General features: G+C 43.5%; 9 protein-coding genes. 4 read left to right on the top strand and 5 right to left on the bottom strand.

The window, feature by feature from the left end; genetic code table 11:
• Positions 1-111 precede the first annotated feature (111 nt).
• Entirely contained in the window at positions 112-1,680 is a 1,569-nt protein-coding gene (locus tag GTK07_RS02800) for an Ig-like domain-containing protein (RefSeq protein WP_163632814.1), read from the bottom strand.
• 193 nt (positions 1,681-1,873) lie between these two features.
• Between GTK07_RS02800 and GTK07_RS02795 the strand changes: the two genes are divergently transcribed.
• Positions 1,874-2,806, top strand: a complete 933-nt coding sequence (locus tag GTK07_RS02795; RefSeq protein ID WP_163632812.1) for a DUF3078 domain-containing protein — start codon at positions 1,874-1,876, stop codon at positions 2,804-2,806.
• 263 nt (positions 2,807-3,069) lie between these two features.
• Here GTK07_RS02795 and hflX read toward each other — a convergent pair whose 3' ends face one another.
• Positions 3,070-4,281 carry a GTPase HflX gene (gene hflX, locus GTK07_RS02790; RefSeq protein WP_163632810.1) on the bottom strand — a complete coding sequence of 404 codons (1,212 nt, stop codon included), beginning with the start codon at positions 4,279-4,281 and terminating at the stop codon, positions 3,070-3,072.
• 157 nt (positions 4,282-4,438) lie between these two features.
• On the opposite strand from hflX, the gene GTK07_RS02785 reads away from it, so the two are divergent.
• The 3 genes from GTK07_RS02785 (at position 4,439) to GTK07_RS02775 (ending at position 10,517) form a co-directional block, all read left to right on the top strand.
• Positions 4,439-7,168 (top strand): M14 family metallopeptidase, encoded by a 2,730-nt coding sequence (locus GTK07_RS02785; RefSeq protein ID WP_203583704.1) that lies wholly within the window; start codon positions 4,439-4,441, stop codon positions 7,166-7,168.
• 56 nt (positions 7,169-7,224) lie between these two features.
• Positions 7,225-8,172 carry an endonuclease/exonuclease/phosphatase family protein gene (locus GTK07_RS02780; protein WP_163632806.1) on the top strand — a complete coding sequence of 316 codons (948 nt, stop codon included), beginning with the start codon at positions 7,225-7,227 and terminating at the stop codon, positions 8,170-8,172.
• Between the two features lie 149 nt (positions 8,173-8,321).
• Positions 8,322-10,517, top strand: coding sequence for a S8 family serine peptidase (locus GTK07_RS02775; protein ID WP_163632804.1), 2,196 nt, complete (start codon positions 8,322-8,324; stop codon positions 10,515-10,517).
• A gap of 226 nt (positions 10,518-10,743) precedes the next feature.
• Here the strand turns inward: GTK07_RS02775 and GTK07_RS02770 are convergent, their stop codons facing one another.
• From GTK07_RS02770 to GTK07_RS02760, 3 genes are all read right to left on the bottom strand, one after another.
• Positions 10,744-11,781: a DUF4932 domain-containing protein gene (locus tag GTK07_RS02770; protein WP_163632802.1), complete on the bottom strand. Its 1,038-nt coding sequence runs from the start codon at positions 11,779-11,781 to the stop codon at positions 10,744-10,746.
• A 104-nt stretch (positions 11,782-11,885) separates the two neighbouring features.
• A complete protein-coding gene (locus tag GTK07_RS02765) occupies positions 11,886-12,434 on the bottom strand; it encodes an AraC family transcriptional regulator (RefSeq protein WP_163632800.1) in 549 nt (182 codons plus the stop codon).
• Positions 12,435-13,313: 879 nt separating this feature from the next.
• Positions 13,314-13,823: a DUF2480 family protein gene (locus GTK07_RS02760; RefSeq protein WP_163632798.1), complete on the bottom strand. Its 510-nt coding sequence runs from the start codon at positions 13,821-13,823 to the stop codon at positions 13,314-13,316.
• Positions 13,824-13,833 lie beyond the last annotated feature (10 nt).

Raw genomic sequence — 13,833 nt, 5'->3', positions numbered from 1 at the left:
CAATTGGTGTGTGCCTATTGTGACTTGATAAATGGGTAAATTGGATATATGGGCCATAAAAAAAGCCCCCATAAATTGAGGGCCTTATAGGAAACAAGGAAATGGATGGGATTATTTGACAAAAATATCTCTCAAATAACCATAAACATGGGTTGCAAGTTTGGTGGGAACCTCATTTTTCCATATGATAAAATCATAGTCTTGATCGGAATGTCGTGTATACCCAGCTATGTAAACATCTTCTCCATCCAAATTCAAAGAGGTTGCAATCGAATATACGGTCCCATCCCAAAGCTCGGTGGGGACTCCGTTTTTCCAAAGCATGGCCACAGGGGTATCACTGGCATTGCTTTGATAGCCACATACATAGACATCGGAACTATCTGCAACCACTGAGATTGCATTGCAATTTTTACTTCCATTGGACAGTTCCTGTAGCACCCCATTTTTCCAAAGGGTCGCCGCATATACCTCTTCACCGATATTCGACATAAATCCGGCACCATATACATTGGAGCCTTCCACATATACCGAGTTTATCCTAGTGCTCTTATTGGCCAAGGGAAACTCAATGGGAAATCCATTCTTCCAGACCATACCCAAAATATGGGTTGTTTTATTTATGTATCCAGATACATATACATCTTCTCCATCAACAAATAAGGAAAGTGCTTCGGCATGGCTGCTCCCATCGGTGAGAATAGTGGGAACCCCGTTCTTCCAAAGAACCACCATCCAATAACCAGTATCGTAATTCCAAGTTTGTCCTGCCACGAACACATCATCACCTTGTACGGATACATCCCATGCAACAGCAGAACTATTAGGCCCTGTAAGTTCTTGGGCCACCCCATTTTTCCAAAGGGTGGCTACATATTTGTCGTTGGCATTTTTAACATATCCGGCAACATACACATTGGCCCCGTCCACAAAGATTGATCTGGCTTCTGCATCGCTGGTTCCATCGGACAGTTCCTGGGCAATTCCATTCTTCCATAGGGTTGCTACCTTAAACCCCAAGTCGTTGATAATAAAACTGGAGACATACACATTGGGAATTACGCTTACGGTACAGGTAGTCGCGGTCTTGCCTAACTTGGCCGTGATGTTAGCGGTGCCCGATCCCGAAGCGGTTACTGTGCCGTTTTCGTCCACGGTGGCCACTTCCTCATTGTCCGAGGTCCAGACAATCTCAAGACCTTCTGCATTGGTCACGGTGGCCGTTAGGGTTTCGGTATCCATGGTATAGAGCTCCAGAGATTCCTTGTTCAGGGTAATGGTAGGGGAATCCGGTTCTGGCTCCACATCTTCCACGGCTATGGTAACTTTGGCATAGCGTCCCACAATGCCATCATGGGCCATAATGGTAATGGTATGTTCTTCGGCAGTCTCAAAATCGAGGTGTTTCCCTGGGGCCAAGCTCAAATTACCCGAAGGCGAGATCTCGAAAAGGTCATCATCATTGGAGCGGATGCTAAAGGTGATTTTGTCATGGTCCACCTCATCTTTGGCGGTTACAGTGCCAACAATCTGAGTGTCTGAAATGTCTTCCTTGACACTGAAGCTGTGGTCCTTGACCACCGGGGCGGTATTTACATAGGTTGATACAGGCTCGTTGGGGTCACAAGACCATAATACGGTTACGGCCAGGGCACCCCATAAAAGTTTTCTAATTTTCATTTTTCTGAATTTTTGATATTAAGGCACAACAAGATGTACTATTAACATGGAATTGGAAGAGAAGATCTTACCTATACCCCTTTTGGATTGATGGATGGAGGGCGATTTCCAATACACCCTCCTTTGCTGAAAGAAATCGAATTAAAAATGTGACATTTCTTACTTTTGAGGTCTAAACAGTAAACTCCATACTATGAAAAAATTATTATTGACCGCTATGGCCTCATTCGTGCTGGTAGTCGCTTCGGCACAGACCGCGGAAGAACTGAAGGCCCAGATCGCCCCCAAGAAAGATTCCATTGCCGCTATACAAGGACGCGTAAATGCACTGCAGGCCCAACTGGATGCCCTTCCGGGTTGGAAAATTGGTGCATTTGGGACCATTGGCGGAAGCCTTTCCCAATTCAATAACTGGTTTGCCCAAGGAATCCCGAACAACTCATCCGGGAACATTGGGTTTACCGTGAATGCCTTTGCCAACCTTCAAGAAGAAAAATTCTTTTGGAGAAATGCCGCCAACGTGAACTTGGCCTGGGTAAAGTTGGATGACAAGGACGATCCGAATGATGATGATAGTTTCCGTCAGGCAACGGATGTCTTCAATATTTCATCCTTGTACGGTAGAAAATTGAGTGAGCATTTGGCCATATCCGCCCTAACAGAATACAGGACTACCCTATTGAGCAATTTTAACGACCCTGGATATCTTGATCTTGGTGTGGGTGCCACGTGGACCCCGATTCCTGATTTGATCGTGGTAATCCACCCGCTCAACTACAATTTTGTGTTCAGTAAGGAGGATACCATTTTCGAATCCTCCATGGGAGCCAAGATCGTGGCGGACTATACCAAACAAATCGGTGCCGTGAGTTTTAAAAGTAACCTGTCCATGTTCCAGAGCTACAAGAGCAGTGATCTGAGCAACTGGACCTGGACCAACTCGTTCTCCTACACTTTATGGAAGATGATAGGCGTTGGTTTTGATTTTGGTCTGCGAAACAACAAACAAGAGACCCTGAACTATATTGTGAACCGTGCCCCAACACCTGATCCGACTGCAACTTTCGACACCATTGACAACGAACTGCAAACGTATTGGACCCTAGGGTTAAGCTATAAGTTCTAAGAACATTGGAAAATAAAAAAAAGCCCTCGTTTCTGAGGGCTTTTTTGTGGGGTATCAGATGATTTTTCAAGTTTTAAACCATGGTCTAAGTAGGTTAAGATCAATGAAGATCGTGGGGTCGACACTAAATGACTTAAAAACAATATGAAAGTAGTCCTAATGTAGTTATTGCCTAAACTTTTGTTGTGAACTCGCTAAAAGTTGTGGTAGGCTTATCCAAAAAGACAAGTCATCGTAAAAATTGGGCGGTTAATCTTTAAGATTTAAAGTTCATCCAAATGTTCTGGATATAGAAAGTTGTTGTATGGGAATCGGGTCACATGGATGTCCCTCACTTCGTCATACACCCTTTTTCGGAATTCTTCCAGATTTTCCTTGTTCAAGGCGGAAATAAAAAGGGCCCTGTCCCCAATCTTGTTGAACCAGGTATTCTTCCATTCCTCCAAAGTAAAATGGGCAGAGGTGCGTTCGGTGACCAAATCGTCCTCTTCAATGGTCTCAGGATGGTACTGGTCTATTTTGTTGAAGACCATGATGGTCTTCTTTTCGGCACAGCCTATTTCACCCAAAATTTGGTTTACCGAAGCGATGTGTTCCTCAAAATTGGGATGGGAAATATCCACTACGTGCAACAACAAATCGGCTTCCCGGACCTCATCCAACGTACTTTTAAAACTTTCCACCAGTTGGGTAGGCAACTTTCGGATGAATCCTACCGTATCACTCAACAGAAAGGGCAAATTGCCGATAACGACTTTCCTGACCGTAGTGTCCAAAGTGGCAAACAGCTTGTTTTCGGCGAACACTTCACTTTTACTGATCACGTTCATCAAAGTGGACTTGCCCACGTTGGTATAACCGACCAATGCCACACGCACCAAGGCACCACGGTTGCCACGCTGGGTCTCCATTTGGCGGTCGATCTTCATCAGTTTCTTTTTTAAAAGGGCAATACGGTCTCGAACAATCCTTCTATCCGTTTCAATTTCCGTTTCCCCAGGTCCACGCATACCGATACCCCCACGTTGACGCTCCAAGTGCGTCCAAAGTCCCGTCAATCTGGGTAAAAGGTATTCGTATTGGGCCAGTTCTACTTGGGTCCGGGCATAGCTGGTCTCTGCCCTTTGGGCAAATATGTCGAGGATAAGACCGGTCCTGTCCAAGATCTTACATCGCAGGATTTTTTCAATGTTTTTCTGCTGCGCCGGGGTCAATTCGTCGTCAAAAATGACGGAACCAATTTCGTTTTCATTCACGAAATGTTCCACCTCTTCCATCTTACCGCTACCGATATAGGTCTTGGGATTGGGCACGTCAATTCGCTGCACAAAGCGTTTCTTCACTTCGCCCCCCGCCGTGTAGGTCAAAAACTCCAGTTCGTCCAGATACTCATTTACTTTGGTCTCATCCTGTGTTTGGGTAATGACCCCTACGAGTATCGCCTTTTCATAATCAATCGACTTCTTTTCTAGCATCAAAAGGAATTAAAGTACAAATCTACACAATGTTTTGGAAGCTGATTTTGGTTCTTGGGCTTTTAAAGGGTGGTGAACACGGAAAAACACTATAATTTGAACGCATTGTTTCCTATCTTGAGGACTTAATTCAACCTAACTCAAAATGATGCTCCAGATGGATTCTGCCCAAAGCGGAGGAAACTGTCGTTTTTCTTCCCCCGTCCTGACGATTTTTCTATTTTTCACCTTGATTTTTAGCGGTCTTCAAGCCCAAAATACAGCCATCCCGAAACCGGAGGAGGTCATTGGTTTCAAAGTAGGTTCCGATTTTCATTTGGCCACGTATGAACAGTCCATCGAGTATTTCAAAAAACTGGATGCCGCCAGTGATTTGGTCGAAATGCGTGAAACCGGAAAAACGTCCGAAGGCCGTACTTGGTATTATGTACTGATTTCCTCCAAAGCAAATTTGGACAAAGTAGAGCATTACAAAGAAATCTCCAAAGCCTTGGCCCATCCCAAAGGGATAACCAAGGAACTGGCAAGACAATTGGCTGCTGAAGGAAAGGCCATAGTGGATCTTAGTGGTGGACTTCATGCTTCGGAAGTGGCCGGGGCGCAACACATTATCACCTTGGCGCATCAAATTATAAGTGAGGCGGATACCCCAAAGTTCAAAGCCATATTGGACAATGTAATCTTGGTGCTTTGGCCGTCCCTGAACCCCGATGGGCAGGATATCATCTCCAATTGGTATATGGGCAATGTGGGAACGCCTTACGAAACGGCCAGGACACCATGGCTTTATCAAAAATATGTGGGGCATGACAACAACCGTGACGCCTATATGTTGAATATGTTGGAATCGCGTGTGGTAGGCCGCACTTGGAGGGAATGGGAGCCTAATATCATCCATGTACACCATCAATCCTCACCGTTCCCAACACGGATTTGGCTACCACCATTTGCCGAACCGGTAGCTCCGCAAACACCTCCGTTAATGGCCAGGGAAGTAAACATGATCGGGATGGCCATGGCACGGGATTTAGAATCGGAAGGTTTGCCCGGTGCAGTTCATATGGGTCAAGGTTTTGATGCCTGGTATCCTGGGTATATCGATTACTTGCCTATGATGCAGAACATCCCATCGTTTTGGACGGAAACGGCTCTGTATCGATATGCCACACCTTATTTTTATACGTTGAGCGATTTTCCAAAAGACCGTCGCGATCTTCGGGTTGAATCGCTTTACAGTAGTCCATGGAAAGGCGGTTGGTGGCGGTTGGCCGATGCCATGCAGTACATGCAAGTAGCATCTGTTGCGGTGTTGGATTATGCCGCGAAATACAAGGAAATGCTACTCTTCAACAAGTATCAGTCTGGAATCAATACCATAGAAAAATATAAGAACGAGCCGCCGTTTGCCTATATAGTTCCCCAAAAGCAACGGGATCCTGTTCGGCCTGTGGAACTGTTGAAAAGATTGGCCTTCAATGGGATTCAAATTTCACAGTTGGAAAAACCGATGGAATATTCGGGGGTGACGTATCCCAAAGGAACTTGGGTAATTCCCATGGACCAGGAATTTGCCGAAATGACCCGTCAGGTTTTGGACGTGCAGGTATATCCCGATCTAAGGGAATCTCCTGATGGCCCATTGGAACAACCTTATGATGCTGCCGGTTGGACCCTCCCCTTTCAAATGGAAGTGAATGTAATCACCGGTATGGTGCCTTTGTCCGATGATTTCCGAAATGCCTTAAAACCCGTGGAAGGCACGCCTTTGCAAACCACTGATGATGAAAACAAGGATATGAGCAAGGTTGACTTTGCTCCCGGAGCAGGTTTCGATACGGATAAAGTAGCTGCTGGCATCAAACCCTTGCCTGGAACACTCCGCGGTAGCGGCAGTACCCTTTGGCTGGACCCAGCGGAAAACAATAGCTTTAGGGTCATTGCCGAAGCCATGAACTCTGGATCCTCCGTGGTGTATGACGCCAAATCCAAAAAATACGGAATTCAAGGTGTAAGTCGAGGCAAAATGCAACAATGGGTAAACGACTATGCCATCAACGGAGTTTTAGGTTCCGGTTCGGGCTCATCCAAAGTAAAAACACGGATTGGCGTGTACCGACCCTGGACCGCCAGTATGGATATGGGATGGACCCGTTGGTTGCTGGACAATTTTGGCTTTGGATATGCCTCACTTCGCAATTCGGATTTTATGTTGGACAATCTAAAAGAACGTTTTGATGTGATCGTGATGGCATCCGAATGGCCTGGATCCATAGAAAATGGACTGCAACCAGGTTCCGCACCTCCTCAATATGCCGGAGGATTGGGAGAATTAGGTGCCCGGAACCTCAATACTTTTGTAAAACAAGGAGGGACACTGGTCACCTTGAACCGAAGCTCCGATTTTGCCATTCAGGCGTTGCACCTGCCAGTTAAAAATGTGGTGGATCATGTGGACAGGGCCAAGTTCTTTACCGGTGGTTCCATCATGCAAGTGGAAACCAATCCAAGTCATCCGGTTATGGCAGGAATGATGGACAAGGCCAATGTATTTGTGTATAGTAGCCCTGTTTTCAGTACCGAGGAAGGTTTTGAAGGAGAAGTGTTGGCCAAATACCAGGCACAAGGTTCCCCATTAATGTCAGGCTACCTCGTCGGAGAAAATTTCATGAACGGGAATGCGGCAGCTTTGGACGTAAAACATGGAAAAGGGCATGTGTTGTTGTTCGGGTTTCAACCGCAATGGCGAGGACAACCCATGGGCACGTACCGAACTTTGTTCAATGCGTTGTTGTATGCGAACCAATTGCCCCATGCCAAACGGGAAACCCCTGATGGATGGGAAAGCATAAAAGGAAAGGCAACAGAACCTAAACCGGAAAAGGAGTAAGGAATCTATTCGATTTTGTACTTTGCAATGGATGAACTTCTAAAGGCAAAAGCAAATTGTACAGTTCCAAAGACAAGTACACGGTAGCGTTTTACAACCTCGAAAATTTTTTTGATACCACGGACGACCCCTATTCCTTGGATGATGACTTTACACCTAAGGGTTTTAGGCGATGGACCGAGTCCAAGTTCAGGAAAAAGGTAAGTAAGATTTCCAAGACGATTTCCAAAATTGGGTTGGATGATAGCGATATTCCACCTGTATTGGTCGGGATTGCAGAAGTGGAGAACAAAACTGTAATCAGGGCGTTGCTAAAATCGAAAAAGCTAAGGGATATCAACTACGACTTTGTTCATTTTGACTCCCCCGATGAACGAGGCATTGATACTGCACTGATCTATCACAAAGACCATTTTCAGGTGTTCCATGCCGAAACATTACCTCTAATGGTAGCGAACACTAATGGAGACAGAGATTTGACCCGGGACATTTTGTATGTACATGGGAAGTTACACCAAGAAGAAGTGCATGTTTTTGTGAACCACTGGCCGTCAAGACGAGAGGGAGCAGAAATAACGAGTTACAAACGGGTAAAGGCGGCAGAAACCATTCTTCAAAGGCTGGAAAAGATTGATGAGGAATTCCCGAACTGTATCGTTATGGGCGATTTTAACGATGATCCCAATTCGGAAAGTATCCAAACCTTGATGGCTACCAAACAGTTCATCAATCCAATGAAATCCTTATTGTCTCCCGTATCAGGAAGTGCCAATTACAAAGGGGCTTGGAGCCTTTTTGATCAAATCCTGGTTTCCCACAGTTTTTTGAACTATGAACCCGGCACCCATAGTTTTGTTAAAGCGGCTGTGTTCTCTCCCAGATTTTTAAAGGAGTGGAAAGGAAGATACAAGGGCAACCCTTTTCGCACTTATGGTGGCTCCAACTATTTAGGGGGATATAGTGATCACTTTCCTGTTTATGTGGTTTTGGAAGAACACAAATAAGTAGGAAAAAGAATACACTACATAAAAGTTAATTTTCACAACAACTTACAGCAAAACACTATGTAGTTCGTCGAAAAAAGTAGGATTTTTATCGATGAATACTACATATCCTGATATATTCGTAGTCCAAATCTTACCTTAACTTAACTATGGATTACAAGTTACCTATCGGGGCAAAGGGAGCGATCTTCTCCATTTTATTTTCAGTTTTGGGAATATGTTCTGTTTTGGGTCAATCCCAAAAGGCCAAGGAACAGATAAAGGCTACCTACAATCAAAGTAAAATGGCTTCATTCATTTCTGAATTGGAGGCCGAACATCAAAATACAGCTCAAAAAATTAGCCAATTGAAGGCCTCAAAAGGAATCAGGATTTCCGAAAAAGCCATTGATGGTTCCCCTATTGCGTTGAAAGCTATCGGTTCCGATGGAACCCCATTGTACTATACTACATTGAACGATCCATCCACCCAAACCTCTAGGGCCTATACCCTTTATGATAATGGTCTTTTGAATTTGGGACTGACAGGTAGCGGTATGGAAGTGGGTGTTTGGGATGCCGGTATCGCCCTGACTACCCATCAAGAATTTGATACTCGTGCCAAAAATGCGGATGGTTCCAGTGAAGTTAGCCTTCACTCCACTTTGGTTACCGGAAATCTGATTTCCTCAGGAGTAGAGGCAAATGCCCAAGGAGTGGCCTATGGCGCACAGGCCATGACCTACGATTGGAGCCGTGATAAAATTGAAGTGGCCGAAGCTGCCTCCAATGGCATGTTGTTGAGCAACCATTCCTACGGAATCCTTTCTGACAGGGTGCCGGATTGGTATTTTGGGGCCTACATCAAAGTAACACAGGATTGGGACAAGATCATGTACAATGCACCATATTATTTAATGGTGACCGCTGCAGGAAATGCCCAAAATTCGTACGATAACGCTTCCCCTAATTTTGGTAAGACCGCCGATGGGTTCGATTTATTGCTTGGATTTACTACCACCAAAAACGGATTGACCATCGCAGGTGCAAACACGGAAATCGACAGCAAAGGAAATCTGGTAAAAGCTTCAGTTGCGGGATATAGCAGTTTTGGACCTGTGGATGATGGCCGTGTGAAGCCAGATTTGGCTGGGGATGGTTCCAATATCCTTTCCACCAGTTCGGCGACCAACAGTAGCTATCAAGTATCTTCAGGTACTTCTATGGCCGCTCCTGGTGTTACAGGATCCCTTTTGTTGTTGCAACAGTACCATGAAGAATTGTTCGGGACCTATATGAAAGCGGCAACCCTTAAGGGTTTGGCCCTTCATACTGCGGATGACGTGGGAGCCAAGGGTCCTGACTATAAAATGGGTTGGGGAGTAATGAATGCCAAAACGGCTGCCGAATTGCTTCAAAATAAGGAATATACCAGCTTGATCCAAGAAGAAAGTCTTGCCAATGGAGAAAGTTTCACTATCACAGTGGTGGCCAACGGAAACGAACCTTTGATGGCTTCTATTTCTTGGACAGACCCTGAAGGGGAATATGTGAACCGTGGGGATTTGAACAACACCACTGCCGCCTTGATCAATGATCTGGATATCAGGATTACCAAAAACGGAGAAACTTACCTGCCTTGGAAACTGAATCCTACCAAAGCCAACGATGCTGCCACAAAAGGGGATAACAAAGTGGATCCCTATGAAAGAATTGAAATTGGCAATGCCACTGGAACCTATACTATTACCGTAACCCATAAAGGAAACTTGAAAAACACAACCCAGGATTTTTCTTTGATCGTTTCCGGCGCACAGGTATCCAAATGTTCCATTGAAACGCCATCCGATTTGGAATTGGTGTCTTCATCTCTAGAAAGTTCCACTATGGCTTGGAATGAAGCGGAAGAAACCCTTTTTGAGGTTCAATATAAAAGTATTGATACGGACGACTGGACCAGTGAATTTGTTTGGGACAGCAGTTTTGAACTGGCCAATTTGGAAATGGGTAAGGTATACGAAGCCCGTGTCCGCTCCATCTGTACCGAAAATGCAGTATCCGAATTTTCAGAGACCATCGAATTTGAATTTAACGGCGAGGAGACGCAAATGATGAGCTATGCTCCCCTCAGCTATCCGCAAGAGCTGAACATTTCCGTGTTCCCCAACCCCGCCGTTGACTATTTGAACGTTGAGGCCGAATTGTCCAAAGATGCCCAATACTCCATTGTAACCACAGCAGGTAATGTGATTAAAAGGGGTAATACGGAAGGGTCTATCAACGTATCATCCCTTTCATCCGGACTGTATGTTTTGGTTGTACAGGACTATGCCGGTATCAAGAGTACCAAGTTCTACAAAAACTGATCGCTATGGCATCCATTAAAATCAACCTCCATTTTAATGGGGAAACCCGAAGGCTGGAAAGGCTGGTGAAGTTGATCTTCCTTCCTATCATACTGTTTTAGTCGTCACCCAGAATTCATTTCAGGGTCTCATCAAGCCATAAAATTTCAATCATTAGTGAGATGCTGAAACAAGTTCAGCATGACGATATTCCATGATACTTTTTAGATTTATTTCTCGGATATAATCAGTCCTTCAAATACGAATCATGAAGGTCCAATAAAGTAGTCTTTACCGAATTTTTGTAACCAAGCTTGTTCGCTGCCCTATATTCCTTAAGTTTTTGAACAATGAAGTCGAGATATATAAACTTTCGATTATCTCTGTATTCTTGCAACAGAGCTTCGCTTCTGGACTGATTCTTCAATTGTTCCAAAATTATGACTTCCCCGGCCCTTACAAAATGCTCTATGACACAGGTTTTCCAGTTATAATAACCTTGGGGTCCCATTTCCGTCTCTATAGGATGAAACAACGCTTCTGTTTCTTTAAGCTCGGCATTATGTTGAAGCACTATCTGGTCAGCAAATGCATGTCCAAATTCATGGACGGCAAGACTTTGAAAACCTTCCATTTTAAAAATATAATCCTTTTCTATGGGTCCAAGAATGAATCGGGCCGTATTTCCTTCAGCATTTGCTCCTCCCCACCCAGGGCCTGACCAAATGGTCAAACTTGGTACAATATCATATTGAGTAAAAGAGGATCCGTAAAAGGATTCTATTTCCTTGATAATTGATGGGATTTCATTGAATTCTTTTATTTGAATCAAAGTAGAGTCACGGTAGGGTTTCAAATCATTCCAAATCGTTTCAAAATGCGATTCAGTGTAAAAGGCATCCACTTTTTGGACCAGTTTTCGGATAAAGTTGAATTCCTCATCGGTTTTAAAACCCAATTTAGCAGCTTGTTCTTCAGGTAATAGATAGTTTGGGTCAAGTGGGAATTCTGGTAAATTATACATTAATGAGATGAAAACACCGTAATCTATATCGGCTCCCATGCCGAAAATCTCTTCTAGTGATTTTTTGGTGCCATTTTCCGGATATTGATGGATCAGTTTTGAAATCGGATGATCGGGATCGTTATCCGATGGGTCCCCAAGCTCAATGATATATCCTAGGAATTCAATGTTTTTGAGGAAATGGATGTTTAGATCTGCCTCTTGTGCCTGACTTTTAAGCACAAATAGGAAAGCATAAATGGAAATTAGAATCTTCATCATTAGTTTTTGGCCAAAGAAATACTTTAAGATAATGGCAATCGACCCATAACATGTTTTCAGAAGTGTGAAAACGTGTTATAGGACACATTTAGGTAAAACACTTATCAGTTAATGTATTCTGAAGGTGATTTGCCCATGTGATTTTTAAAGACTTGGTTGAAGGTTGACTTTGAACTGAATCCACATTCCATTGCCAGACCTAAGAAAGTCTTGGTTTTGTTTTCCCCAGACTTCACTTTTTCCAAAAATGCATCAATCCTGTAGGCATTGATGTACTCTTTATAGTTTTTGTGGTGGTAATGATTGATGAGGAAAGAGACATATCTGGCAGGAAGGTTTAGTTCAAGTGCCAATTCTTTTAATGGGTAATTCGGATTTAGGTAGGGCCTGTTTTCCTGCATTGTCCTTTGCAGCAGAACCAAATTATCCTGATCATCATAGTTTGGAAACTCACGGTTTCTTTCTTCAAGTGCCAATGGTGGGAAGGTTTGGTTTTCAAGAAAATTGAAAAAGGCCAAACCAAGAAAAAGAATGATAAAGGTGTATTCAATAATTTCATAATACTTGAACCCAATAAATTCAAATAACAGCCATGCAAGGCAAACAAAGGAAAGGCTTGACATCAGCATTAGAAATCGAAATTGGGTCAGCATGCTTTTTTTTTGGGCCTTGAAATTTTTAAACACGTTCAACTTATAATATTTGACCCAAAATAGCCCAAGTACCAATATCGTTCCGAGTAGCGGTACATATTCGGAAAACCAAATCCACAATGTATGGTTGATCAAAGAAATGGAAGCCATTTTAGACCAAACATCCAATGCATAGGCAATCAAGGCAGGCAGAAAAAGCCATAAATGCCAAGGTAGAAATCTGAAATTATCATCTGTTTGATATTTGATGAATAACCATATACAGGGTGGAATCAGCAGATAATTCAATAGCATCCAATATGGAAATATATTGGGACTATTATTGATTCCCGATTGAGCGCCCCATGAAAAAAGTAGTTCAATTGCAAGTATCAACACCACAATGCCGATGAAGAAATCCCCTTTTTTTGATGTGAAAACCCTTGACAACAACGCAAGGGCAATCAAAAATCCGATTAATGAGGAAAAGAGGAATAAATGCTGTTGAATTTCCAATGTTTATTACCTTTTGTGTTCGCCTTTAGCCTGTAATGTATGGTTGGTTTTGAACTAAAAATAATGAAATAAAATACAGTTTGACCGTAATGGTCAATCCAAAATAACCTAATAATCCGGGAACTATTTTACCGTGACCGATGGAGACCCTATCTCGGTATTATTGGACAAGGGGGTCCTTGGAACTCTTCAGATGGACTGACCAGTGCAAATGCCAGTTCAGTTTAGTAAAATAAATTTAGCACTCTCTATGAAAGGGTCTTGTAGCAATGCGGGGCTTTTTGTTTTCGCTTCCAACGAATCAAGAGCCAATAAACAGGACAAAAATAAGTTCGTGTAAATCAATGGCTTTCCAACCCAAAATTTAAGATATCAGAAGTCTGACTAATTCTTTTGCTTATAGAGAGGAACAGAAGAACACGCCTCCCCATACATCACACTTTTGGCCACGGATTGAATTTTCATCATAGCCAGGATGTACGCGTTTTCGGGAACGGGTTTGCGGGAACATCCCTTAATGATTACCGGTTTATCCGTGAACGCTGAAACATCCAAGTTCTCCAAAATAGATTGGTACAGGGAAGTTTCCAAATCTACCAAGCTGCCTACAACCACTTTTTTGGCATACGGCTGCAATTGTGATGCCACCAGCATAAAAGCCCATCCTGGGATTATGGCATCCGTGGTACAGGTGAGGGACACATAAGCATCTTGGTACTTGGTCCAATCTTGGGCATCCACATGGGTTCGGAACTCCTTTTCGCGCAAAATCATGCCTTCGTAAAGCCATTCCGAAACGTCCAAAACCTTCCGTTCCCCTTTAGCATAGTAATCCTCAAGATCAAAGGTGACCAATTGGCTTTGCGCTATCCGGTTTATGATTTCTTCTTCCATAATATCATTC

The sequence above is a fragment of the Flagellimonas sediminis genome (assembly GCF_010500845.1).
Taxonomy (GTDB): Bacteria; Bacteroidota; Bacteroidia; order Flavobacteriales; family Flavobacteriaceae; genus Flagellimonas; species Flagellimonas sediminis.
This window is presented reverse-complemented; position numbering and strand designations above follow the sequence as displayed.